At 43.7% G+C, this 26,914-nt stretch carries 20 protein-coding genes; 6 read left to right on the top strand and 14 right to left on the bottom strand.

Annotation, left to right across the window (positions count from 1 at the left end; all coding sequences use genetic code 11):
• Window positions 1-26: 26 nt before the first annotated feature.
• Window positions 27-674: a pentapeptide repeat-containing protein gene (locus M1P97_RS19585; RefSeq protein WP_249389958.1), complete on the top strand. Its 648-nt coding sequence runs from the start codon at window positions 27-29 to the stop codon at window positions 672-674.
• Window positions 675-692: 18 nt separating this feature from the next.
• Here the strand turns inward: M1P97_RS19585 and M1P97_RS19590 are convergent, their stop codons facing one another.
• From M1P97_RS19590 to mutY, 7 genes are all read right to left on the bottom strand, one after another.
• Window positions 693-959, bottom strand: a complete 267-nt coding sequence (locus M1P97_RS19590) for a GNAT family N-acetyltransferase (RefSeq protein WP_195374393.1) — start codon at window positions 957-959, stop codon at window positions 693-695.
• A 51-nt stretch (window positions 960-1,010) separates the two neighbouring features.
• Window positions 1,011-4,505, bottom strand: a complete 3,495-nt coding sequence (locus M1P97_RS19595; RefSeq protein ID WP_249389959.1) for a DUF748 domain-containing protein — start codon at window positions 4,503-4,505, stop codon at window positions 1,011-1,013.
• Window positions 4,506-4,740: 235 nt separating this feature from the next.
• On the bottom strand, window positions 4,741-5,367 hold the full coding sequence (locus M1P97_RS19600) for a 4'-phosphopantetheinyl transferase family protein (RefSeq protein WP_249389960.1): 627 nt from the start codon (window positions 5,365-5,367) through the stop codon (window positions 4,741-4,743).
• Window positions 5,367-5,942: a gliding motility lipoprotein GldD gene (gene gldD / locus M1P97_RS19605; protein WP_195374390.1), complete on the bottom strand. Its 576-nt coding sequence runs from the start codon at window positions 5,940-5,942 to the stop codon at window positions 5,367-5,369. Before gldD ends, M1P97_RS19600 begins: the two co-directional genes overlap by 1 nt.
• Window positions 5,942-7,276 carry a gliding motility-associated protein GldE gene (gldE, locus tag M1P97_RS19610; protein WP_249389961.1) on the bottom strand — a complete coding sequence of 445 codons (1,335 nt, stop codon included), beginning with the start codon at window positions 7,274-7,276 and terminating at the stop codon, window positions 5,942-5,944. Before gldE ends, gldD begins: the two co-directional genes overlap by 1 nt.
• 25 nt (window positions 7,277-7,301) lie before the next feature.
• Window positions 7,302-7,781, bottom strand: coding sequence for a single-stranded DNA-binding protein (locus tag M1P97_RS19615; protein WP_195374388.1), 480 nt, complete (start codon window positions 7,779-7,781; stop codon window positions 7,302-7,304).
• Window positions 7,782-7,824: 43 nt separating this feature from the next.
• Window positions 7,825-8,910 (bottom strand): A/G-specific adenine glycosylase, encoded by a 1,086-nt coding sequence (mutY, locus tag M1P97_RS19620; protein WP_249389962.1) that lies wholly within the window; start codon window positions 8,908-8,910, stop codon window positions 7,825-7,827.
• A gap of 189 nt (window positions 8,911-9,099) precedes the next feature.
• Between mutY and M1P97_RS19625 the strand changes: the two genes are divergently transcribed.
• Both M1P97_RS19625 and M1P97_RS19630 read left to right on the top strand, forming a co-directional pair.
• Window positions 9,100-9,372 (top strand): HU family DNA-binding protein, encoded by a 273-nt coding sequence (locus M1P97_RS19625; protein WP_075558580.1) that lies wholly within the window; start codon window positions 9,100-9,102, stop codon window positions 9,370-9,372.
• Between the two features lie 226 nt (window positions 9,373-9,598).
• The gene (locus M1P97_RS19630) at window positions 9,599-11,170 is read left to right on the top strand and encodes an Rne/Rng family ribonuclease (RefSeq protein WP_195374386.1); all 1,572 of its coding nucleotides are present in this window, start codon (window positions 9,599-9,601) and stop codon (window positions 11,168-11,170) included.
• 36 nt (window positions 11,171-11,206) lie between these two features.
• Here M1P97_RS19630 and M1P97_RS19635 read toward each other — a convergent pair whose 3' ends face one another.
• Entirely contained in the window at window positions 11,207-12,475 is a 1,269-nt protein-coding gene (locus M1P97_RS19635; RefSeq protein WP_249389963.1) for a DUF6807 domain-containing protein, read from the bottom strand.
• Window positions 12,476-12,491: 16 nt separating this feature from the next.
• Entirely contained in the window at window positions 12,492-13,889 is a 1,398-nt protein-coding gene (locus M1P97_RS19640) for a putative oxidoreductase C-terminal domain-containing protein (protein ID WP_249389964.1), read from the bottom strand.
• 245 nt (window positions 13,890-14,134) lie between these two features.
• Between M1P97_RS19640 and dnaK the strand changes: the two genes are divergently transcribed.
• On the top strand, window positions 14,135-16,054 hold the full coding sequence (dnaK, locus tag M1P97_RS19645) for a molecular chaperone DnaK (RefSeq protein WP_249389965.1): 1,920 nt from the start codon (window positions 14,135-14,137) through the stop codon (window positions 16,052-16,054).
• Between the two features lie 258 nt (window positions 16,055-16,312).
• On the opposite strand, the gene M1P97_RS19650 is transcribed toward dnaK, so the two are convergent.
• The 3 genes from M1P97_RS19650 to M1P97_RS19660 are packed head-to-tail and all read right to left on the bottom strand — an operon-like array spanning window position 16,313 to window position 17,944.
• The gene (locus M1P97_RS19650; protein WP_195374943.1) at window positions 16,313-17,095 is read right to left on the bottom strand and encodes an amidohydrolase; all 783 of its coding nucleotides are present in this window, start codon (window positions 17,093-17,095) and stop codon (window positions 16,313-16,315) included.
• 9 nt (window positions 17,096-17,104) lie between these two features.
• On the bottom strand, window positions 17,105-17,650 hold the full coding sequence (locus M1P97_RS19655) for a lysophospholipid acyltransferase family protein (RefSeq protein WP_195374944.1): 546 nt from the start codon (window positions 17,648-17,650) through the stop codon (window positions 17,105-17,107).
• 3 nt (window positions 17,651-17,653) lie between these two features.
• A complete protein-coding gene (locus M1P97_RS19660) occupies window positions 17,654-17,944 on the bottom strand; it encodes a hypothetical protein (RefSeq protein ID WP_195374945.1) in 291 nt (96 codons plus the stop codon).
• Between the two features lie 126 nt (window positions 17,945-18,070).
• Here M1P97_RS19660 and M1P97_RS19665 point away from each other — a divergent pair, with 126 nt between their 5' ends.
• Together M1P97_RS19665 and glgP are read left to right on the top strand one after the other, a co-directional pair.
• Window positions 18,071-19,729, top strand: a complete 1,659-nt coding sequence (locus M1P97_RS19665) for a glycosyltransferase (RefSeq protein ID WP_195374946.1) — start codon at window positions 18,071-18,073, stop codon at window positions 19,727-19,729.
• 86 nt (window positions 19,730-19,815) lie between these two features.
• Window positions 19,816-22,386, top strand: coding sequence for an alpha-glucan family phosphorylase (glgP, locus tag M1P97_RS19670; protein ID WP_195374947.1), 2,571 nt, complete (start codon window positions 19,816-19,818; stop codon window positions 22,384-22,386).
• A 66-nt stretch (window positions 22,387-22,452) separates the two neighbouring features.
• Here glgP and M1P97_RS19675 read toward each other — a convergent pair whose 3' ends face one another.
• Together M1P97_RS19675 and M1P97_RS19680 are read right to left on the bottom strand one after the other, a co-directional pair.
• On the bottom strand, window positions 22,453-24,078 hold the full coding sequence (locus M1P97_RS19675) for a RagB/SusD family nutrient uptake outer membrane protein (protein ID WP_249390018.1): 1,626 nt from the start codon (window positions 24,076-24,078) through the stop codon (window positions 22,453-22,455).
• Window positions 24,079-24,090: 12 nt separating this feature from the next.
• Entirely contained in the window at window positions 24,091-26,802 is a 2,712-nt protein-coding gene (locus M1P97_RS19680; protein ID WP_249390019.1) for a SusC/RagA family TonB-linked outer membrane protein, read from the bottom strand.
• Between the last annotated feature and the right edge of the window lie 112 nt (window positions 26,803-26,914).

The raw sequence follows: 26,914 nt of genomic DNA on the forward strand, positions 1-26,914 counted from the left end.
ACCGGCTTATTAAAAAAAGATATATCATGAAGATAACCGCTCCCCGGGTAACAGCTGTTTTAAAAGAAGATGCCCTATTGGACGAGACACTCCTGAAAGACGGAGAAGACGTGACGGAATATTCTTTCAAAAACCAACGGGTATTTGAGATCAAGACAAAAAATATAAATATGCAATCCTGTCTGTTCACGAACTGTATGCTGATCGGTTGTGGCATAAAAAAATCGCAGTTCAGCGATATAATCTTCCGGAACTGCGATCTTTCGAATGTCAATTTATCCGAATCCGGCTTCCATCGTGTCGAGTTTATCGATTGTAAACTGATCGGTGTGAACTTCTCGGAATCGTCATTAAATCATATTACTTTCAGCAACTGCAAAGCTGAATATATCAACCTGACCATGAGCAAACTGAAATATGTGGGCTTCAACCAATGCGACCTGAAAAGTGGTTCGTTAGAAAGTTGCCGGTTTGCCTATACGGTATTCGATGCGTGTAACCTGAAAGAAGCGGAATTTTACCGTACTTCCTTGAAAGGTACAGATTTAAGCAACTGCGACATATCCGGCATACGGATAAGTCCCATTACAGGTTGTGAGTTACGTGGAGCTGCAGTAACTTCCCTGCAAGCACTTGAACTAGCCCATTTACTGGGTGTTACAATCAAAGGATAATCATCATTTTCAAACTGGTTATCTTGCATATTCCTGATGTCTTTTTAACCATGCAACAGCGTACGAGCAGATTGCCCGTGGCTTTAATTGATTCTCTAATGCGTAGTCGAAAGCCGCTTTCACTAAGGAAGCGGCAATACCTTGCCCCTCCAGAGGTTCCGGAACTATTGTGTGAATAATATCCAGATTATTACCGACAAGCCTGTATTGTACAAAGGCCGTTAAATCATTCGTTTTCACCTCGAAGCGATATTTCTCCGGGTGATGAACTATATCATATTCCATGTATTCGTTTATTATTTATCTACAAAACAACGCTCTTTGATATAAAACACTTTATCTCCGGATAAGTTCATCCGTTATTTCGTTTTTATCACCTTTCTTTTCGGCCTGCGCTTTGGTTCTTTTGGGATGAAAGAAATTCTTTATTTTAGTTAAAAAGCCGCTGACTTCTTTGGCGACATCCTGTGTCTTTTTAGAAACGCCCACCGACTCGATCAGGGGCGGACGCAATATTTGCCATAAATAATTAAATGTGGAATGATAAGGGTCCCGTTCAATTGTCAGGTGAGACTGCCTGGGTTTATGCCCTCCCTTTTCCGGATGATCCGGATTATCATGTTTCAACACCAGGTTTGCCAGGCGTGATAAAAACTTGTTATCGATCACCTCCCCATGCTTTTCTTTGAAGAGTTCTGCTTTCAGGTCTCGATAAAGGAAGAGCATATCGACGTTAGCTCCTTTGCTGGAGGCTTCCGTACTAAATGTAAAATCATCCAGTTTACCGCTTTCGATCTTGGCAAATGCCAGCGGGGTTATCAATTCATTCAAAGCTGTCAGGTCGAAATCTTTCATATGGGCATTCAGGATAAAACGATCGTTCAATGAATCGACTGGCAACAACCAGGTAGCTGTAAAATAGCCTGCTCCCATCAGCTTTCCATTTGCGTCGAGGCGGATATACTGATCCGGACGGGTAACGATATTGGTAAATCCGGAAAACTTGCCGTTCATCTCCGTAAAGAATAATTTTCCCGGTTTTATTCCTTTCCGGGCCAGCTCTTCATAAACGACAGAAAAGTTATTGACATCCAGGCTATCGACAGCTAGTTTAACCGGAGCTTTCTGCAGACCGGAGTAAATCATCGGAACAATATGACGGGGTACGATTATTTGTTGGTTCTTAAAATTCTGAAGGACGGCATCATCCACCTGCACCTTTCTCACTTTTATCACTTTCTGTGTAATCCAGGCCGGCAAATCGATCCCCGCAAGATTCAAACGTCCCACTTTGACATCAAACCAGTCCTTATGTTCGGGTTGGAGATAGGCAAATTCCATTTTGGGATATTTGGAAAGCAGGTGGATATCTGCCAGGTCGAGCTGCGTATTATTCAGACTCACTTCACCGATACTCAATGTATAAAAGCCATTATCCAATGGGAAGGACAGGTCTTTCGTATTGAACCGGATTGTTTTCAGCTTAAACAGACGGTCTGCTGCATTGACATGTAATCCTTCCAATAGCAGGCTGGCCGTATCGTTATTCAATACGGCATTCGATATATCCAATTTTTCCAGCGAAAGGTCAGGCGTAAAACGCCCGAGCATTTCATACACATCCTCCAACTCGCCTGCGGCAGGTTTCTTTTTATCCTTATCCGGAACATTCCCCGGCTTATAAGAAAAAAAAGGATCTGCCAATGAAATATCGCCGACAGCAAAATGCAGACTGTCCCATTTAATTTTACTGATACCTATATCTTTCAGTCCGGCTTTAAAGAAAGCCCCATCCTTATTGACGACCTCCAGATACGGCGACTTCAGATGAACGACTCCTGTTTCCAGGCTTTGGGCAAGTTTATCCGGTAAGCGGTTCATTCCGGAAACCGAAACTAAAGGGGCCTCAAACCTTATATGCGACTTCGAAGCCTTTTCCCATAACGAGTCCTGCGGGATCAACTTTACATCCTGTAAACGAAACAGGCCTTTCTGAGTGGAGAAATCACCTTTACCCACATACAAACGGTATTCTTTTCCCGGCAGGTAATTATCAAAGTCCTTTAGACTGAATCCAAAATTATCGCACTGGAAAAACAATCCGTTGCTCCGGTTCGTGCTGTCGTCTATCAGGAAATCGGTTGCATAGAAATTGAAATCTTTCAGTTTATAAACGACAGGATCAGGAACACTCCTATCGTTCAACGTGACAAAAGCATGATTCAGACGAATCTGTTTAATAGATAAATATTGGAGTAACGGATTCAATATACCTTCAATATCCGCCCGGGTATCGACCGGCATTTTCTGTTCTTTATTCACCTTATTATAAGAAGGTGCCTTATTGTACCGGAGGTTCGGACGGTCTATCTTAAACAGACCGGCACTGATCCCTTTATCATACAGTAAACCTTTTATAGCGATCGTATCGATACTGCCCGACATATAATCGTTGCGCGATCTAACGGAGATAGGTTTCAACCGGATATTCTCAATACTGAAATCGCCGGTCTCCGTGTTCAGTGCCATACGTTCCACATCCAGGCGATGGTTACGGGCCGTCATCATCCCGCTGATCCCTGTTGCTTCAAAAGCAAAACTGCGCGAATACCATAAACCATGCTTCACTTCGGAAACCGAATCTACCAGGAATTCATTCGCCTGAAAATTAAAATTATCCAATTTATAGACCTCGACAGAATCTTTCACTGCCTGCGAATAGGCTACTTTGGCCTCCCGGATACCGATGGACTGAATAGCAACACTATGTAATACCGGTGATATAATATCATAAAGAGACAAGGTCTGTACCAATGAATCGGCATTCATGGTTGCAGGTTTATCGACCGTTTTGTCTTTAGGAGCCGTATTAGTCGCCAGGTTAAACACCCGGATATCCGACGATGAGATATCAAAAGAACGGGCTGTCAAATAATTCAGAGCCTCTTCCCGTTTAAACTGTATGCCGTTTACTTCAATCGTCCGGACCAATGCATCCACATAGCTATCCGGTTTCTGGTTTTTCTCTACCCACAATTTCTCCTGTGGGATCAGGTTGATTTTCTCTATATAAATGATCGAATCCTGCGTACTCAGCTTGATACTGTCTGTTTTCAACACGAAATCGTTATTGGCGAGAAGTGTCTGAGGTTGGTTGGTTACAAACTCAAAATTATCGCAATAGAGCAACTTGCCGCTTCGGGAAGAATTTTCATCCAGCCTGAAATCGTATGCACGGAAACTGACATCGGTCAATGCATACAGGATCGGTGTCACCGGATTCTCAACTGTATAAGAGACACTCGCATCTTCCAGGTTCAGCGTCCGCACACTCAACACATTTATATACGGCGAAATAACCTCGTACAATGATTTGGAACTGACATTCCGGGCTTTCTTCTCCATGCGCCCGGAGTTATACGAATCGAATATTTCTATCTCCGGATCCTTAATCTCAAAAGAGTTAAAGTGTAGTTTCTTATAACTCCAACGCCATGTCAGGTTCACCCCTTTAAAATCGATCACGCCGATCTCCGCCTTCACATAAGTCTGCGGAAGACTGTCGATAGCCGCCCATTGCCGGAAAACTGTCGTATCGGGCATAAGCCTGACGCCTTTTATCTTCAACTCCCCTTTTATGAAACCGATAGACAGATCATCAAACGAAAGATTATAAAAGCCATCCGTAGCCTCTGCCGTCCGGCGGCTCAGTTCCTTCTTCAGATACCGTTCAAGCCGATGGTTCAGATACAGGTTCAGGGCAGTAAGCAACACAACCAGCAATCCGATTGCCGGGAAAATATATTTTGCTATTTTCTTTTTCTGCCCCATATCTTATTATAAACGTTATCCGGTAAAGCAAAGACTCTATAAATTAAAACAAGATAACTGTTATTATGTTTAGGGTTCTAAGGCAGCTGAATGTTTTGCCATACGGTTGGCAAGACTCTGCCACCCTATTGGCAGAACTCTGCCATCGTATTGGCAAGGCTCTGCCATCAGCATGGCAAAACATTGCGTTTTAAATGGCAAAACACTGCCAAGGGAATGAAAGACCCGGTCTTATTTATATAGAGAGACTATATACCAGTATGAAGGCGGGATATACTTCATAGTTCAAAGTATAGGACTTGGCATCCGGCGTCCGGGTTTCGTAGGCACGGATTTGTCCGGAGTTTGCATAAGTGAAAGGTTCGATATGCAAATGTTCGATAAAGTCGACATCCTGCTGCCGGATCATTTTAAATAAGGCTTCTTTAGCACACCAATAGATAAGTAAATGATTGACTTCATTAAAAGAAGAGACGGAGGCATCCTCTTCGGGAGACATAAAGCGGCTGCGTATCTTCAATATCCGCAGAGAATAATATTCGATATCTATACCGGCAGCGGGCTGTTGCTGCAATAGAACGGCGGCATAACCATTCGTATGGGAAATACTCAGATGATAAGCAGAGTCGGACAAATAGGGTGCACCGTCTTCATGATAGCGGATGATAAGTTCCGAACCGGCCAGTTCTTTCAGGAGGACACGGCTGGCCAACCATTCCTGGCGACGTTTCTCCGTTTTTATATGTTGAAGAAATGGTAAATAGTCCGGTTGGAGATCCAACATGGAGAGTAATTCATCCGAAGTCTCTTCAATCTTCCAGACACCCAGCAAAGGTGATGTATGTTTCAGGATGACAGGCATTATTTCTTCCAGCTAAAAGATTGTATCAACTCAATAATATCCTTCCGCAAATAATCAGTCAGGGGCGCCAGAGAGTCAGCGTTCGGCACACAATCGTAATACAAAGCCCCACGAAAGAAGTTTGAAGAACTGTCTGTCAGCATGAACTGCACAGGAGAAGCAGACTCGCCGTCGAGCAAGAACAAGGAGCCGTATACTTTTTCGTCCGGATTACTGTAAGCTTGTTCCTTCACGGCATTGGCTTGTTTGGCCTGCCGGGAAACCAACGAACGGGATTCCGTCTCAGCTGTCTGCAACGTTTTTCGTGTAACAGGCAGGTAACTGCAATACACCTTTACTCCCAAAGATGGATAAGACAGGTTGATCCATCCCTCCGGACTTCCCACCGGGGGGAGTTCTACGGTTACCAACTGGGATACATTAAACGCGTAAGGTAAACTGTCGAGAGGTAAAGGCTGATAACGGGCCTGTGGCGGTTCGATCCGAAAATAACCACGCGGTTTCGGCGTATATTCCGTACAGGAGATACACAACAGAAAAAACAGGAAAAACATACCCGACAGAATAGACTTCATCACTCCTCTCCTTTCTCTCCTGCCGGAATACGATTAAATTTCACCTTTAGTATCCGACGGTTATCCATTTCGAGAACCTGGAAACGATACTTGTCATAATCGAGAATCTCCCGGCGACGAGGGAAATCTCCTTTTATCTCCAACAAAAGACCGGCCAGTGTTTCCACATCTTCCGTCAACTTTCCGAACTCAGGCGGGTCGGCATTGATCACACGGAAAAAGTCTGTCAACAGTATCTTGGCTTCGAAGATCAGGCTACCGTCTGCCAGACGGATGAATTGTTTTTCATCTTCATCATATTCATCGGAAATCTCTCCGACTATTTCTTCCAGGATATCTTCCATCGTAACGATACCGGAAGTACCGCCGAACTCGTCTACCACAATCGCCATATGTATCTTGTTGGTCCGGAATTCTTCCAGCAGGTCGTCGATCTTCTTCGTCTCAGGAACAAAGTAAGCCGGACGGATCAGGCTCTGCCAACGGAATGTATCCGGTTTTTCGATATAGGGCAGCAAGTCCTTGATATAGAGAATGCCTTTGATATTATCCTCCGAGTCTGCATACACGGGGATACGCGAATAACCGGACTTAATAATGAAATCGATCACATTACGAAAGTTGGTCTTTATCTCGATATCTTCCATATCCAGGCGGGGAGTCATGATCTCATCTGCCGTCTTGTTATAGAACTTGATGATCTCGGCCAACATTTCTTTTTCTTCAGGAATTTCGGTAGAGGTCAGTTCGAGCGCTTTAGAGAGTTCATCGACAGAAAGGTCGTACTTCTTTTTAACGAGCGCCTTGTTAATTACAGAAGTAGAAGTCACCAACACCTTCGATAGCGGGCGACAGACACGTTCGACCATATTCAAAACAGAGGCTGAACGGCGAACAAAGCGAAGAGAGTTCTTCTGTGCGTAGATCTTGGGCATGATCTCGCCAAAAAGTAAAAGAAGAAAAGTAAGTATGATCGTTTCGAGCACAAAACCTAAAACAGGCACAGCCGAAAAATTGACCAAGGCATTGATACCATAGGTACAAAGCATAACGACAGCCACATTCACAAAGTTATTTGCAATCAGAATAGCTGCAAGCAAATATTCGGAACGGTCCAGAAGTTTTCTGATAAGTGGATCTGAAGGAGAATTCTCTTCCCGGATGTCGTTGATGTCACCCGGGGTAAGAGAAAAGAATGCCACTTCTGATGCCGACACGAAGCCGGACACTAACAGCAGTATACAAGCGAGGCTTAATGCTATAACAGGACCTGCTGTTAGCGCCTGCATAGTAACCTGATCGAATAAGCCCGATAAATAATAGTCTGAGTCCAAGGGGAACCGTATTAGTTAAACAATATCAGAACGGAAGATCATCCGCACTGTTTGAATCCGAAGAAATATCCGGTTGCTGTTGTGAAACCGGTTGCTGATAAGACGTTGCCTGCGGCTGTCCTCCCTGCTGTAAACCAGCTCCGGCAGTAGACGTTCCGTCAGCCGGCCTTGTACCTGTGTTATAAAATTCGATACGGTCTGCATGAATCTCCGTAACATAACGCTTCACACCACTTTGATCGTCATAACTACGGGTACGGATCTTTCCTTCCACATAAACCCCCGAACCTTTCTTCACCCATTTTTCAACAAAGGCTACCTGGTCGCGACGCACTACAATATTGTGCCATTCTGTCCTTTCGGGCACAACCGTACCATTTGCAAGTGTGTAACCTCTTTCCGAAGTTGCCAATGGGAAATTTGCAACAGCTGCACCGCTGTCGAAATAACGAACGTCGGGATCTTTGCCCACGTTACCGATCAAAATGACTTTATTCAATGACATAGTAATAATTCTTTTAATATCTTACAAAGAAACATAAATTCGATCATTCCGGCAAGTTTCCATTTAATTTCTCTAAATAAATATGTATAAGACGTGGAACGGCATAACGTTCGATATCTTCATACGGAACAGCCAGATACGAATTCAAAGCCTCGCTGATTTTTTCTATTTCTATCCGGTAAAAAGCCGTATGCAAGACCTGATGTGACAAGACATGTTTTATTTCCGGTATATCTACCGAGACATTCAGTCGGCCGGCTCCTTCGAACAACTGCTTGAAGGCTTCCGTTTTTTGTAAACCGGCAAAATCCACGGGCTGCTCCGTCTCGATAAGGGGAAATTCATAAAGCCCTTCCCATATATCCTTTTTACCCCGGCGCAAAAGCCAGGTCTGCCCTTTATATATAATGTATAGATAATGGAAATAACGGGGACGTGTTTTCGTTTTATTCTGCTTTACCGGAAAACTTTGTACACGGTTGGAAGCATATGCCATACAACGTTCTTTTAACGGGCAAACGTCGCAATCCGGATTTTGTGGCACACATTGTAAGGCGCCGAACTCCATGATTGCCTGATTGTGAAGTCCGGCCTTTTCCGGATTCATCACGATCCCCGCCAACTCGGTAAACTGTTTTTTTCCGCTTGTCGTATCGATAGGCGTATCGACCGCATATAAACGTGATAACACCCGGAAGACATTCCCATCGACAACCGGATAAGGTTTATTCCACACAAAAGACACGATGGCTGCCGCTGTATATTCCCCGATTCCTTTCAAAGACAATACATTTTTATATTCACTTGGAAAAACGCCCCCAAAGGTATCCATGATACTTTTGGCTGCCGCATGCAGATTCCGGGCACGGCTGTAATAGCCCAATCCCTGCCAATATTTCAATACCTCATCTTCTTCGGCAGAGGCCAGGGAAGCCACATCCGGGAAACGTCCGGTGAAACGATAAAAATAATCCATCCCCTGAGCGACACGGGTTTGTTGAAGAATTATTTCTGATATCCAGATTATATAGGGATCGGACGATTCCCTCCACGGTAAAGCCCTTTTATTCGTTTTGTACCAGTTTAGCAACATATTGCTGGTTTCCAGTTCATTTTTCAATTGCGGCATATTTGTCCTGTTTTCGTACTTTTAAAACTCTCAACTCGTTGATTAATGCAAACATACACAGATATAATGAATTGTAAGGAATCTTTTTTATTAAAAAATGGCAGGCAATTCTTTTTCCACTTAAATAAAAAGCTATATATTTGCATTCCAAAAAATTAATAGGTCCAAATCATTAATTAATTTATAGACATGACTAAAGCAGATATTGTTAGCGAAATTGCTAAAAGTACCGGTATCGATAAGCAGACGGTATTGAGTAGCGTAGAATCTTTTATGGATATTGTAAAAAGTTCATTATCTGAAGGAGAAAACGTTTACCTGAGGGGATTCGGAAGTTTCGTTATTAAGAAGAGAGCTCAGAAAACAGCTCGTAATATTTCCAAGAATACTACGATCATCATTCCGGAGCATAACATCCCTTCATTCAAGCCGGCTAAAACCTTCCTGAACGAAGTTAAGTAATTAGTAATTATAGTTTAATTTAAAATTTAGAAACAATGCCTAGCGGAAAGAAAAGAAAAAGACATAAAATGTCTACGCACAAGCGCAAAAAGAGACTGAAAAAGAATAGACATAAAAAGAAATAAGTCTATCTAACAAGAAAACTCTAAAGAACAAACTTAATAAGTGACCTTTTAAGTTTGTTCTTTGCGTATTTAGAAAGGTCTGAATTAAAACCCACTTTCAAGTGATAAGTGAATTAGTAGTTGATGTACAACCCAAAGAGGTATCTATTGCCGTATTGGAAGACAAAAACCTTGTGGAGCTACAAAAAGAGGCCCGCAATGTTTCGTTTGCCGTCGGCGATATCTATCTTGGCAAAGTAAAAAAACTGATGCCGGGGTTGAATGCTGCTTTCATTGATGTAGGGTATAAAAAGGACGCATTTCTTCACTATCTGGACTTAGGTCCGAACTTCAACACCCAACAGAAGTTCCTCAAACAGGCACTCAGCGATCAGAAAAAGATCCCTGCTATTTCAAAGGTTCAGATACTTCCCGAAATTGAAAAAGACGGAAGTATCAGTAATGTGCTTAAAGTCGGACAAGAGGTGTTGGTACAAATTGCCAAAGAGCCGATTTCAACAAAAGGTCCGCGATTGACTTCCGAACTCTCTTTTGCCGGAAGATATATCGTATTGATACCATTTGCCGATAAGGTATCAGTCTCCACAAAAATCAAGTCGAGTGAGGAACGTGCCCGTTTGCGGCAGTTAATCCAGAGCATCAAACCGAAAAACTTCAGTGTTATAGTACGTACTTCTTCAGAAGGTAAACGTGTTGCTGAACTCGACCATGAATTAAAGACATTAGTGAAACGGTGGGAAGAAAACATCGTCAAGGTTCCAAAGTTAAAAGTACCGTCGATCGTATACGAAGAAACGGCACGTACCGTGGCCTTGCTCCGTGATATATTCAACCCGTCTTTCCAGAATATTTACGTAAACGATGCGGATGTTTACCATAACATACGCGATTATGTCAGCCTGATCGCTCCCGGAAGGGAGGAGATCGTACAACGATATACCGGTGAACTGCCGATCTTCGACAATTTCAGTATCACCAAGCAAATCAAATCGTTGTTCGGACGTACGGTTACGTATAAAAGTGGAGCTTACCTGATCATCGAGCACACCGAAGCCATGCACGTGATAGACGTTAACAGCGGCAATCGTTCCAAAGGAAGCGACGCCCAGGAAAAAACAGCTATCGACGTAAACACAGCTGCCGCCGACGAAATAGCACGCCAGCTTCGTCTTCGCGATATGGGCGGTATTATTGTGGTCGACTTCATCGACATGGCTGAAGCAGCCAACCGACAGAAGCTGTTCGAACACATGTCTAAAGCGATGGTAAACGACCGGGCCAAACACAACATCCTGCCTTTAAGTAAGTTTGGTCTGATGCAGATTACCCGCCAAAGGGTTCGCCCGGCAATGGATGTAGATACAACGGAATCTTGCCCCACCTGTTTCGGCACAGGAACAATCAAACCTTCGATCTTATTCACCGATAATCTGGAGGGAAAGATCGACTGTTTGGTAAACAAACACAATGTGAAGAAATTCGCCCTGCACGTACATCCTTACGTAGCAGCATTCGTAAACAAGGGGCTTTATCCCCTTAGCATGAAATGGAAACTGAAATACTCCATGAGTATGAAAGTCATTCCTAACCAAAGTCTGGGTTTTCTGGAATACAAGTTTATTGATTCCGACAAGAACGAACTCGACATGATGGAGGAAAAGGAAATGAAATAAAAAAGAGGCCCCGAAGCGATAAACTCCGGGGCTTTTTTATTGCTTTCTTACGATCACCCTGGGAGGGTAAGCATAATCATTCCAAAGACGATTTGCTTCAGCTACCGTCATTTCTCCATCATAGGTACAGATACGATAACGAAGAGTATAGTCTTTGCCTGGCATTAGCTGCCAGTCTTTATATTTTGTTGGTGCGAAATTCACAAAAACATCCCCTCGGCCATCGTTTGCTTTTTCATCCCAAATCCGAAGGGGTTCTGGTGCATTATAATTATCCGGATGCCCTAAAAGCAGAAAACCGGACTGTTTATCACCGCCACAAGTCCCGGTAACATAAATCCAACGTGCTGTCGTGCCATCTATTTCGGAACGGCTCTTACCTTCAGAAGTAAGCATTATACAGTTATCCTTTGTCCACTCCTGTGTGCCACGCCACACGAAACCGCCATATCTGTAAGCTTTTATATTTATAGGTAAAGAAGTTACATCCTGCAATGTTGATTCAAAATCCCATAAAAATCGTTCCGGGATATTCCAGCTCTTTACCGTCCAGGATTCATTCATTACTATTTTCTCACCGGATGCCGAAAATATATAGTGATCCAAATTTGCAGAATAACCGGCACAAACACTACCTTGAAAAGTTTTTTCCACATTCCGGGCACGCACCGTTCCTTGCTTATCTCCTAAATTCCACAAATCATAGACGTTTCCTTCATATTCAACACGTGTCCAGGGATTCCAAACCCCAAAATGATGATAATGATCTTTGGGCTGTATGGTAGTCAGGATATTACCGGATGGAGCATATGCCGGATGAATAAAACCGCTACGTTGATAAACCGTATCCACACCCGAGGGAGGATTGGTGACAACATAATTATACTGAAGAATCTCACTCTCATTCTTTTTTAAAACTAAGGCTTTCCCTGTATCTTCTATTTTCATTACCGCAACCTCGTTGTTCCCCGTTATAGGCTCCACGACAAACTCACGCATTGTCCCGGCAGGAGTTTTCCCCGTTAGTACCCAATACAAATAAGGTTTACCGTCTTTTCCCTCCAGTAACTGACAGGCAACTTCTCTCCTTTCCTCCCCGACAGTTTCATACAAGGATACTCCCGGTCCCTTACTTAATTGATCGATAGATGAAATATCGGCAGCAACAATACAATTTATCCGGTCGTATAAACCAGCCTCCACCGTAATATGAACTTTATCTGTACCCCACAACGAAGAGAAAGCTCCCAAACAACATAAAATGATAAAGACCGATTGTCTTATATGAACTCCTGGCACACGCATGATATTTAGATGTTTTCTATTTACTTTTACTCTTTGCTATCTCTAACGCATGTGTTGTCACGTAATATTTGGCAATCATGTTCGGCACCTCCCAGTCCGGTAACTTTCCGTCCTGCAAATATTGAAGATAATTTTCCGTAACCTGGCCGAAATGAGCCTCATGTCCTACCCGGTATTTTTCTGGGATCTGAACCTGCCATATATTGTCTGCGATCTTGTTTAAGGCAACACCGGGATATTTATCCGCAACAGCTGGAATAGCCGTTTCCAGTTCTTTTTCATAAGCAGCCAGGTCGATATCGGGCAATGCCTCTATATATAACTCTGGTTTATAGCCCTGCTCTTTCCCCTGACGGATCACCAGATCGGCTTTACTACCTTTCATAACCGAGAAATGGGTGTCGCCACCACCTTTCGGGAAAGTATAATTCCAGATAACAGAGACTTTGGCCGTCACATCCTTTATCTTATATACGATATCACCATTACAATATACTTTCAACGTATCGTTTACGACATCCTTTTTCAAGAAATCAGGATAAGCATCAGTACCAGTCACTTGTTTAAACTCTTCCGGACTGATTGAAGTCGTCCAACGGTTTGCATCGACTAATTCAATATCTTTTTTATAGTCGATGATCTGTCCGGGAAAAGCCTCCCACTGAACGAGATCCACCAGATGAGTCGTTACATCAACAATACCTTCCCCCTGCTGAGTTACGTCAAAATACCACACCGGACGGGTCAATGGTTTATTATCCACCAGTTTAAATAAATGATGCACGCTTTCCTTGACAATAGCCGGCTCCTCCGGAGATCCTTTCAATTGTTCTCCATATACAGCCGGGATCATTGAAAGTTCACGTTGCAGTAGGGTTGTGATCTCATTCCTTTCCGTCATAATGTCATATAGCAGAATATTCTTTTGCCTGGCAATATCGAAACACTCTTCCAACAATTTAAAATTCTGACTATTGATCGCCATAGGCTTGTCTGAAAGCACATTAATACCGGCTTCAAGCGTCTTCTTTATATACTCGGTCTTCTTTCCGTTGTTACCGGCCTGGATCATTACATTCCCTTTCTTTTCAGAGAGCATCTTTTCCAGGTAATCGGAACCTGTATAAGCAACTTCATTCCATCCGGTCGGATTCTCTGCACGTGTATTGAATCCTTCAATACGTTTCAGGTGTTCATCCACATCAAAGCCACCGGGTGCGTACACATAAACATCTTTACAAACTTGTGGATAAGATACTTTCTGTACCAGGGCTGCATGAAAATGACCGGGATCGAGTGTTATGAGCTTGACTTCGCCCGGAGCACCGGTAAAACCTTCAGCCTGCTCTTTTTTAGAGGAGCAGGAAGTTCCCAATAAAAGTGTAGCCATGGTAAAAACTAGATAGTTTTTCATTTTATAAACGATTTAATTGATAATAGTCTTTTCTTTACATATAAATTATGCCATATTCCTTCTTATGCCACAAAGATAAAAATATATCGTTTTAACAACTGCCGTATTGTCATTATTTCTGACAGCAAAAACAATTCAGAAGCATTCATTGTTACTTTGGCATACGTTTTGTATAATAATTGGTGCAACTCGACAAGAGAAAAAGCAAAGACGAAAAATAATAACAATTAAAATATTATCGAATTATGGGAAAAATTATTGGAATCGACTTAGGAACAACCAACTCATGTGTTGCCGTATTGGAAGGTAACGAACCGGTTGTTATTGCTAACAGCGAAGGTAAAAGAACAACTCCTTCAATCGTTGCTTTTGTAGAAGGTGGCGAACGTAAGGTAGGTGATCCCGCAAAACGTCAGGCTATCACCAATCCTGAAAAAACAATATTCTCTATCAAACGTTTCATGGGTGAAACATACGACCAGGTTCAGAAAGAAATCAATCGCGTACCTTATAAAGTAGTACGCGGCGACAATAACACTCCGCGTGTGGATATCGAAGGTCGCCTGTACACTCCTCAGGAAATTTCAGCCATGGTTCTTCAGAAAATGAAGAAAACAGCTGAAGATTATTTAGGACAGGAAGTAACAGATGCTGTTATCACTGTTCCGGCTTACTTTAGCGATGCTCAGCGTCAGGCAACAAAAGAAGCCGGTGAAATTGCCGGTCTGAATGTTCGCCGTATCGTAAATGAACCTACTGCTGCATCATTAGCTTATGGTCTTGACAAGACAAACAAAGATATGAAGATCGCTGTATTCGACCTTGGTGGCGGTACATTCGATATCTCAATCCTTGAATTAGGTGACGGTGTATTCGAAGTAAAATCAACAAACGGTGATACTCATCTGGGTGGTGATGACTTCGACCACGTAATCATCGACTGGTTGGCAGAAGAATTCCTGCGTGAAGAAGGTGTCGACCTGCGTAAAGACCCGATGGCATTGCAACGTCTGAAAGAAGCTGCTGAAAAAGCGAAGATCGAATTGTCAAGTACTACAAGTACAGAAATCAATCTGCCGTATATTATGCCGGTGAACGGTATTCCAAAGCACCTCGTTAAAACATTGACACGTGCTAAATTCGAACAATTGGCAGACAGCCTGATCCAGGCTTGTATCGAACCTTGCCGTCAGTCATTGAAAGATGCAGGTTTGAGTACTTCCGATATCGACGAAGTAATCCTGGTAGGTGGTTCTACACGTATCCCTGCCGTACAGGCTATCGTTGAGAAATTCTTCGGCAAAGCTCCTTCTAAAGGTGTTAACCCGGACGAAGTCGTAGCTGTAGGTGCTGCTATCCAGGGTGGTGTATTGACTGGTGAAGTAAAAGACGTATTACTGTTGGATGTTACTCCGTTGTCTCTGGGTATCGAAACAATGGGTGGTGTGATGACTAAGCTGATCGAATCCAACACGACTATCCCTACCAAGAAATCGGAAACATTTACAACAGCTGTCGACAACCAGCCATCTGTAGAAATCCACATTCTGCAGGGTGAACGCTCTTTGGCTAAGGACAACAAATCGATCGGTCGCTTCCACCTGGATGGAATACCTGCAGCACAGCGTGGTGTACCTCAGATCGAAGTTACTTTCGATATCGATGCTAACGGTATCCTGAATGTATCTGCAAAAGATAAAGGAACCGGTAAAGTACAAAGTATCCGTATCGAAGCTTCCAGTGGTTTGAGCGACGACGAAGTAAAACGTATGAAAGACGAAGCTGCCGCCAATGCAGAAGCCGATAAGAAAGAAAAAGAACGTATCGACAAGCTGAATCAGGCTGACAGTATGATCTTCCAGACTGAAAAACAGTTGAAAGATCTGGGTGACAAACTTCCGGCTGACAAGAAAGCTCCTATCGAAACTGCTTTGAACAAGCTGAAAGAAGCTCACAAAGCTCAAGATGTTGCAGGTATCGATGCTGCTATGGCTGAACTGAATACCGTATTCCAGGCAGCAAGCCAGGAAATGTATAATGCTCAGAATACCCAGGGCGGTGCACAGCCGGGGCCTGATTTCGGTGGCCAACAGCAAGCTAACGGCAATGCCGGTGGTAGCAAAGATGGCGGCGTAACCGATGTAGACTTCGAAGAAGTGAAGTAAGATTACATTTTCCACATAAGATAAAAAAGCGATTGTCGGACGAAGGTCTGTCAGTCGCTTTTTTTATTGTATCCGGTCGTATTTGAGCGCTTCAACAAACCGGATGAATTTGCACAGGACACAGGCTTGGTACTTGCCATCCTGCCAGGTTATCATAAAACGTTTCGGAGGAGAGATCAGACTCCAATCTGAAAAAGAAAAAGGCAGTCGCTTTACAATAGCTCTGCCTTTATAGATAAATTTTCTAAAACCGAACAATTATTCTATCGAAAAAACATCCGCATCCTTCCATGCCGGGAATTTAGCACGTAACTCTTCCAGATCACTTTTCGACAAGGTGCAGGTACGGGTTATTTCTTCCCGTTTGCCGGCATCCGCCAACTTCTTCCCTTTTGGAGAAAAAAGCATGGAATCACCCCGATAAGTAAATCCTTTTCCATCAATACCCACGCGGTTTACACCACAGACATAAGCCATATTTTCAATGGCCCGGGCAGGAAGAAGCGACTTCCATACCTTTTTACGAGGTTCAGGCCAGTTTGCAACATAAATCAACAGGTCATATTCATTATTTATGTTACGGCTCCATATCGGGAAACGAAGGTCGTAACAAACCTGTAAACAAATATTCCAGTCCTTATACCTTACGATCGTCCGTTTATTTCCTGCCGTGAAATGCTTATCTTCCCCAGCCATACGAAACAGATGCCGCTTATCGTAATAAAATTCTTCTCCTTCAGGAGTGATGAAAAAAGCACGATTGAAATAATTCTCACTTTCCTTTGCAATAAAACTACCGACAACTGCCAGGTTATATTTTTTAGCCCAACCTTTTATTGTCGGTATAGTTGGCCCGTCCATCGTATCAGCCAATCTTTCCACATCCATGGAAAAACCGGTTGTAAATGTTTCCGGAAGAACGGCAATATCCGTCTTTCCGCTCACACGCCGGAGCAACTCCCCATAGTAACCAAGATTCTCGTCTCTATCCTCCCAAATAATATGGGATTGGATCATACTGATACGTAAACTGTCTGCCATAATAGTAAATTAAACTTTTACGAAATTCTCCGGATGACAAGCTGTCACATCCCGATAATATTCGCGAATTGTATGAATATCCTTTTCTGCATTCCCAGTCGGATAAAACAGCCCCTTAATTCCCGCCTCCTTCTTTGCATAATCGAAATAAGCGATCAATATAGGAACCTGTGCTTTCTCCGCTATATAATAAAAACCTTTTTTCCACTCTTCCGCTTTCTTCCGCGTTCCTTCCGGGGTAACGGCCAGTTGGAATATCTTACGTTTATTAAACACCTCAACCATCTGGTCGGTTACCGAAGTCCGTTGATGCCGGTCGACAGGTACCCCACCCAGCCACGAAAACAGCAGGTTGAATGGAAAAAAGAACCACTCCTTTTTGATAAGAAAACTGGCGTTACGCCCTGCCGCCGTATAAAATAACTTTCCGATAATAAAATCCCAGTTGCTGGTATGCGGGGCAACGCATATCACACACTTCGGCACATCTTCGCCCAGCGGTCCCATTTTCCATCCGGCCATACGAAGAAGTGCCTTACTGATTGCTTTCTTCATTCTTTACTTTTCTTTGCTTAGCGCTCCAAGTTCGTCTGCAATGGCGTTTACTTCTGTTTGCAAATCAATTCTGAGTTTACGATAATATTCTTTTACCAGCGTTTTATTCTCCTTTGCATCCGGAGTACCGGCACGACGGATAAATTCGTCCTGCATATCAAGTATTCTTGCCATCAGCACATCAGCCTTATCTTCTTCAATACCAGGAATGAAGAGTTTACATACCAATACTTCCGAAAACAACTCACCTGCTACGTAGCTGATTTCTTTCTTTAAAATTCTTCTTTTAGCCATAATTTTCATATTAAAATATCTACAAATCTACAAAATCCTTTATTAAATAACTCATACACGGGGAAAAAAGATAAAAATAATGTATCTTTGCAACTTCGAATTCTCTGATTATAAACAAAATCGTTTATGGATACAAAGATTACAACGCCAGATTATCTCTTTGAAAGCAGTTGGGAAGTCTGTAATAAGGTAGGAGGCATCTACACTGTTCTTTCAACAAAGGCGCATACACTGCAACAAATGTTTAACGATAAAGTGATTTTTATCGGACCTGATGTGTGGGGTAACACAAATGCCCCCGACTTTCTTGAAGACAACACGCTGTTTGCAGATTGGATACAACATGCAAAAACCATTGATAAACTAAAAATGAAGGTCGGCCGTTGGAATGTGCCGGGTACTCCACCTGTCGTACTGGTTGACTTCAAACCTTTTTTCAGTGAGAGGGATGCATTCTTTTATTCTATGTGGGAGAACTTCCGTGTAGATTCGATGCATGCTTACGGCGACTACGACGAATCCTGTATTTTTGCATATGCTGTAGGTAAAGTAATTGAAAGTTTTTACAACTTCTACAATCTTTCGGACAAGAAGGTCACAGCACTGTTCAACGAATGGATGCTCGGTATGGGAGCGCTTTATATAAAAAAGCAGATCCCTGCCATTGCCACTTTATTCACCACACATGCCACCTCCATAGGCCGTTCCATCGCAGGAAATAACAAAGCATTGTATGCTTATATGGATGGATACAACGGCGACCAGATGGCGAAGGAGTTGAACATGGAAGCCAAACACTCGCTGGAAAAACAGGCTGCCCATCATGTGGATTGTTTTACTACCGTTAGTGACATCACAGCCTGCGAATGTAAACAATTACTGGATAAAGCTCCGGATATTGTTACCCCGAATGGATTTGAACCGAATTTTGTTCCTGAAGGAAAAGAATATACAAAAAAACGTACGGAGGCCCGTCAGACATTGATAAATGTAGCTGAAAAGTTACTGGGCTGTTCCATCTCACCGGATGCATTGCTGGTGTCGACCAGCGGACGTTACGAATACCGGAATAAAGGTATCGATGTTTTTATCGAAGCAATGAACCGTGTCCGTAACTCCGGAGAATTGCAACGTGAAGTCGTGGCATTCATTATGGTTCCGGCTTGGGTTCGCGATGCTCGTGCAGACTTGAAGGAAGTTATTGAAAAGAATATCAAGACTACTTCTCCCCTGCAAATGCCCTTTATTACCCATTGGATGAACCTGATGGACCAGGATAAGGTTTTAAATTATATTTCGCACGCCGGATTTACCAATCAGGCTGTCGAAAAACTGAAAATAATATTTGTACCCTGCTACCTGGATGGACGCGACGGTATCTTCAACAAGCCATATTACGATCTATTGATCGGTATGGATGCTACCGTTTATCCGTCATACTACGAACCCTGGGGATACACTCCGCTGGAAAGTGTTGCTTTTGGCATACCGACAGTGACAACCAACCTGGCCGGATTCGGCCTTTGGGCGGAAAAAAGTGTCTCCGGCAAGAACATCAGCGACGGAGTGGCCGTTATCGACCGGACCGACTTCAATTATTTCGACGTTGCCGATGCTATCACTGCTTCAATACTTTCGCTTGTGAAGAAAAACGAAAAAGAGGTTGAAGAAATACGCAAACATTGTTTTGAACTGGCAAAGAAAGCGGAATGGAGCAAATTTATTGTTTATTATCAGACAGCCTTCAACGATGCGTTAAAGGCCGCCTCTAAAAGAAACAGTTAAATATTGCTCATTATTAACAAGATAATCCTATCTTTGCAGCGGTTTTTACATCATCATTTAATGAAACATTTTTAAATCTCACAATAATGAAAATCAAAGCGAATAACGCAAATAGTCCGATCTGGAAGGACGTTTATTCACATTCGATGCTCCCTGAAGCACTCCAGCCCTTACACGAAATAGCCACCAATCTTTGGTGGGTATGGAATCATGACGGAGCTAAATTATTTGGAAAAATCGACAAAAACCTGTGGGTTTCCACAGAAGGTAATCCTGTTCTTCTACTTCAAAGTTTATCATACAAACGCATTGAAGAGATTCAGGCAGACAAAGTTCTGATGGCTGAAATCCAGGAGGTTTATGCAAGCTTCAGAAAATATGTAGACGCTAAACCCGACACTACAAAACCTTCTGTAGCTTATTTCAGTATGGAATATGGTCTGACCAATATCCTGAAGATCTATTCAGGAGGTCTGGGTGTTCTGGCCGGCGACTATCTGAAAGAAGCCAGCGACAGTAATATCGACCTGACAGCAGTCGGTTTCCTGTATCGTTACGGATACTTCACCCAGTCTCTGTCAATGGACGGACAGCAGATTGCCAACTACGAACCGCAAAACTTCAACGCATTGCCTCTTACTCAGGTTATGCAGTCTAACGGCGAACCGATGGTACTGGAAGTTCCCTACCCCGGAAGAACCGTATATGCTCATATCTGGAAAGTAAGCGTAGGCCGCGTACCTTTATACCTGATGGATACAGACATTCCTCAGAACAGTGAATGGGATCGCTCGATCACTCACCAGCTATATGGTGGCGACTGGGAAAACCGTATGAAACAGGAATACTTGTTGGGTATCGGTGGTATCCTGATGCTGAACAAGCTGGGTATCAAGAAACAGGTTTACCATTGCAACGAAGGACATGCAGCTCTTATCAACGCACAGCGTCTGGTAGATTATATCCAGAACGACAAACTGACTTTCAATCAGGCATTGGAAGTCGTACGTGCTTCAGCCCTTTATACTGTACACACGCCGGTTCCTGCCGGACATGACTATTTCGACGAAGGCCTGTTCGGTCGCTACATGGGTGAGTTCCCCGGCAAGCTGGGTATCAGCTGGCAGGAATTTATCGATATGGGACGCGAAAACCCGGGTTCAAACGAAAAGTTCTCTATGAGTGTATTCGCTCTGAACACTTGCCAGGAAGCAAACGGCGTAAGCTGGTTGCACGGCAAAGTATCACAGAAGATGTTCGCGCCGGTATGGAAAGGTTACTTCCCCGACGAGTTGCATGTTAGCTGGGTCACCAACGGTGTACACATGCCAACATGGGCTTCTACCGAATGGAAACGCTTCTTCCACGAACGTTTCGACAAGAAGTTCTTCGTAGACCAGTCAAACAAGAAATACTGGGAAGCTATCCAGAACGTCAACGACGATGATATCTGGGATATCCGTAAGACATTAAAGAGGAAACTGATCGAATATATCAAAGTTCAATACAAACAGAACTGGCTGAAAAACCAGGGCGATCCATCAAAGGTTGTCTCCGTACTTGAAAAGATCAACCCGAATGCACTGCTGATCGGTTTCGGTCGCCGTTTCGCTACATACAAACGTGCTCACCTGTTGTTTACCGACCTTGACCGTCTGGCTAAGATCGTTAACAACGAAAAATATCCGATCCAGTTCGTATTTACCGGCAAAGCTCACCCGGCAGACGGTGGCGGTCAGGGATTGATCAAACATATCGTTGAAATCTCCCGTCGTCCGGAATTCCTGGGTAAGATCATCTTCCTCGAAAACTACGACATGCGTCTGGCACGTCACCTGATCGCAGGTGTCGATGTTTGGTTGAACACTCCGACCCGTCCGTTGGAAGCATCCGGTACATCCGGCGAAAAAGCTGAAATGAACGGTGTATTGAACTTCTCTGTTCTCGACGGATGGTGGTATGAAGGTTACAAAGAAGGTGCAGGTTGGGCATTGACCGACAAACGTACTTACGAAAACCAACAGTATCAGGATCAGCTGGATGCAGCAACAATCTATCATATCCTGGAAGAAGAGATCATCCCGACTTACTACGCGAAAAACAGTAAAGGATACTCTCCGGAATGGATTCAGTGCATCAAGAATTCGATGTCACAGATCGCTCCCGACTATACAATGAAACGTATGTTGGATGACTATATTGACCGTTTCTATAACAAACTGGCTACCCGTTCGGCCCATCTGCGCGAAAACAGTTTTGCCGAAGCTAAAGCTATCGCAGCATGGAAAGAAGAAGTTGCCCAGCATTGGGATAGCTTCCAGGTAGATTCATTTACCTGTAGCCAGGACCTGTCTGCCGACAGCCCTGTTGTTGGTAAGGAATATTCATTCAATCTGGTGATCGACCGTAAAGATCTTCAGGGAATGTTAGGTGCCGAAGTGGTTGTAACCAAAGAAAATTCAGAAAATCACCAGCTTGAATTACTTTACACAAAACAGTTTGAGTTGAAGAAAGAAGAAGGATCTAAACTATTCTTCGAATTGAAAACAACTCCGAGTGAAGCAGGTATTCACAAGATGGGCTTCCGTATTTACCCTGTAAATAAAGAATTGCCTCATCGTATGGACTTCGCATACATTCGCTGGATCCAGTTATAAGAAATAATTCTATAACAGATATAAAAAGGATGTTCCGAAAAAACGGAACATCCTTTTTTGTTTAAATCAATATCCCGGATTCTGTGTCAGGTTACCGTTCAATAATAAAATATTTTCCGGTATAGGAAAAACGGTCGTATATCCATTCCCTTCATCCGGCAATTGCGGACGACTACTATACGGACGGGTAAACAGGTCGAAACGGACCAGATCCTGCCGCCTCCATCCTTCCCAGGCAAACTCAAGCTGGCGTTCTGCCAGCACATTATCCAGAGTTGCCCGCCTGTCAGGCATTCCCACACGTGAACGGACCTGATTCAATTCTGCATCACCATTTTCTCCGTTACGTACTTTTGCTTCACTTTTCATCAACAAAACATCAGCATAACGAAACAAAACAATATCGTTATCCGACAGCTTACCATCCTTAGTGCCCGTTTTATCGATCGCATATTTCTTCATGCGGGCACCTGCTACCTTTTCGGAAGTTCTTCCAGACACATCGAGATCCACCTCCCAGGGTAAATAAACCAATACTACCCCATTATCCAGCCGGATGGTATCGCCATTCAGGTCAAACATGATACCGGCAAAATAACATTTATCGAAACGCGCATCTACCGAATCCGTATCATAGCCGAAAGTACGAAGTGCCTCTATAGTTGCGGAGGAACCGTTTTCACCCGATAGTCCATACGCTTTGGCATGGTTATAGTGGCGGGAACGAAACAGATATTGCATCTGGTTGGTGTAAAAATTCTTGTCCATCGGAATGGTAAATATATTCTCTACCGACGTTTCATTGAACACGGAAAAGTTATTTTCATAATCAGGGGAAAGCTGATAACCTTGTGCAGTAATGGAATCACAGTATGCCATAACTGTTTGCCAGGCATTCAAGCGTTGACCGCCCACCTCAAAAAACAGGCTCTTTCCATCCGGACGACTACCGCTTGTCCAGTTATTATTCGTATAAACCTCCGCATTCAACGCCAATTTTGCCAACAGGAAATAAGCCACCGGACGGGTCATACGACCGTAATAGTCGCCCAAGCGGTTACTCCGCTCCGTACTTAGAAACGGCAACGACTCCTGCAGTTCCTTCACAACAAATTCAAAGACTTCCGCACGGGCACTCTGCTTCACCTCCTTCATCGGGGTGGAAGAAGACAATACCAGCGGCACACGTCCGAACAGATCGACCAGATAATAGTAATACATCGCCCGGAAAGCCCTGACCTCGGCCATATAAGCCGGAATATATTTGTTGTTTGTCTGCTTGTAGAACTCATCCAAACGTTCAAGCGATTTGTTACTTAACACGATCACCTTATACAAATATTCCCAGGTCGCCCGTATCGCATCGCTGTTGACACCCCACTTATGCAAGAACAACCCTTGCCAGAAACCGCCGTCATACCAGTCACCGCCCCGGGTAGGCAGGATCGCTTCGTCGGTAGTAAAAGTATTCAGGTCGTAGATTCCCCGGTAAGTACCTTGCAATCCCTGGCTATCACTGAAACCTCCGACATAATTATAAAGAGTAGCCACCGTATTCAGATAAGCCGAGGTGGCATTATCATAAGCATCTTCCTCCGAGATCTGATCCCTCGGGTTCTCTTCCAGGAACTTACTGCATGACAAAAGCGTACAGACACCTAATATACCGGATAGTAAAACTAACTTTTTCATCATAATAAATCATTAAAATTGAAAACTCAGGCCAACGGTATAAGAACGGTAAACCGGATAATTCCGTTTATCGTCTATTCCCAGGGTGTTATTTACAATATAGCTGTTAATCATAGGCGTAAGGCCGGAGTATCCGGTAATTGTCGCCAAGTTGTTGATAGAACACGACAACCGGAGGTTCTGCACATATTTCTTCCATCTCCCCAATGGGACATTCCATCCGACAGTCAGGTAATCGAAGTTGATATAATCGCCTTTTTCCAACCAATAGTCTGTAGCCGTCTGATCCTGGATATTCTGTTCGGGTGCCCCCTTCATCACATTGTAATCGGGAAAACTATTCATATTCATATAGGTAAGAGCCGTACCATTATAAATCTTATGACCGAAAGCACCGTTTATCTGTAAAGAAATATCGAAGTATTTATACCGGAAACTGATATTCGACCCCAGCATTGTTTTCGGAGTAGCTTGTCCCGCTATATAACGGTCTTCTCCATCTTCAATATTCACACCACCACCATTCAGGTCGGCTATTTCGTATTTATAACCGCCATTTTCCATCTGTGTCAACCCGGTACAATGAGGGAGATAAAAAACGCCCAACGGTTGTCCTACCACCTGATAGACGATATGATTATATCCACCGTGGAAACCTGCCCCGTTCAAGTCGGAGATACTGGTATATTGGGGAGCCGACATTTGTTCTCCCTTATAAACTCCGCTCAGGGAGAGTAACTTGTTTTGCTGGAAAGTCACATTCACGTTCACACTCAGTTCCAGATCTTTTGTTTGTAAAGGAGTAACCCCAAACCCCAGTTCGACACCGCTATTGCGCATAGATCCCAGGTTGGCCAGCAATTTATTGTAGGCAAACGGCGGAACGCTTACATCATACAAGTAAAGCATATCACTCGTCTTCGAATTATAATAATCAAAAGTCATCAACAGTCGGTTACGAAAAAAGCCGACATCTATACCTGCGTTCACCGTACGCTTCACCTCCCACTTTAAATCAGGATTAGCGTTTCGTATTACTCCCATCGTCACGGTCGGAGTTCCTCCGACAGAGACAACCCCGTTAGGCTTAACCAATTGAAGAGAGTTGTAGGAGTCGATAGCATCCTGGTTACCGGACAGACCGTAACCGGCACGTATCTTCAGGTTATTCAGAAATGTAAACTGCTTCATAAACACCTCTTCACTCACCACCCAAGCAGCCGAAACGGAAGGAAAGAATCCCCATTTATTATTTTTCCCGACCTTCGACGAAGCATCCGCACGGGCGTTGACCGTCGCCACATAACGCCCGGCATAAACATAATTCACACGTCCCAGAAAAGAACTCAGACGCGGATCTTCATAATACGAATTGGTACCTTCCCACAAACGTACCGCACCTGCCTGCAAGTTATTATAACCGAATTTATCTGTCGAGAAATTCGTTACCGTCGTATAAAAGCCGGTCAGGATATTCTTCTGTGCCTCTGCCAGCCCAAGCGCATCCAGTTGATGCTTTCCCCAACTGTTGGAGTAGCTCAACATGATATTCCCCAATATATCTTCCATCTTCCTTTCTCCTTTATAGGCCTGCCCGTGTGCCCATACCGTAGTAGGCAGATATTGGGAATTGTCTATTACATTATAAGTATAGGAACCGAATGCTGAAAACTTAAGATATTTATTCAGGTTGACCGTAAACTTCAAATGCGTATTAAAATGAGCATTCGAATCGTCATCCTTCACCTCCAGCCAAGCTAGCGGATTGGTGATCTGGCTGGCATTGGTTACCCCGTACCATCCCCCGGTCTGTTCATCCCGGTGATCGGGATATGTCGGATTGAAAGCTGCCGCCGAATAAAACATCTTCTGAATATCATTCAGGTAACGATTCTTTTGCAGAGAGCCGAAAACGCCCATATCTATCTTCAACCTGTCGGTAAAAGCCTTTTGAGAGATATCCAGTTTAACAGTGAAGTTCTGGAAATCATTTGTCCGAACCACCCCGTCACGATCCATAACACCCAGGGATGCGCGGTAATTGGAAGTTTCCGAACCACCGCCTAAAGCAATATGATGATTCTGTATGATCCCGGTATGAGTGATCTCATCCGGGAAATTCGTATTATATCCCAGGTCAAGTATATCTATATGCCTTTCTGCCGCCACCGCGCGGAAATCATCCCCCGACAACATCCTCATATTCTTATAGACAGCCTCAATCCCGAAACTGCCGTCATAACTGATACTGAATGCACCGCCTTTTCCCTTCTTCGTCGCCACTTCGATCACCCCCGAAGCGCCACGCGAACCATACTGCGCTGTTTCGGAAGCATCTTTCAGGATAGTAAAACTTTCGATATCCGCCGGGTAAATGGCACTGAGTGTATTCAGGTCGGAAGAAATGCCGTCGATAATGACCAGCGGATCGTTACCACCCGTCAGGGAAGTTGTTCCTCTCACCCGAACGGAACTCAAAGCTGCCACCCTGTTCGCCCCCGTGGAAATACTGACCCCCGCCGCCTGTCCGCTCAGAGCATTCAGTGAACTGGATACAAAGCCCTTGTTCATACGTTTCTCTGAAACCTTATCGACAGAACCGGAAATAGTCCGCTGGCTACCAGTAGCATACCCGACAGCGATCTCGTCGTCCGTTATCACACTATCGGGTACAATAATCCGGAACGTATCCGGCAATAACGGAACGATCTGCGCCTGAGCCATAAACCGGCAACAAAGAAACAATAGGATAATGAAGGTAATTACCCTCTTTAAACAGGTATTAAATGGATTAGTCATATTATAACTGATTTAAGATTAAAAGACCCCTTATGAT

The organism is Parabacteroides leei, assembly GCF_023369805.1.
GTDB lineage: Bacteria > Bacteroidota > Bacteroidia > Bacteroidales > Tannerellaceae > Parabacteroides > Parabacteroides leei.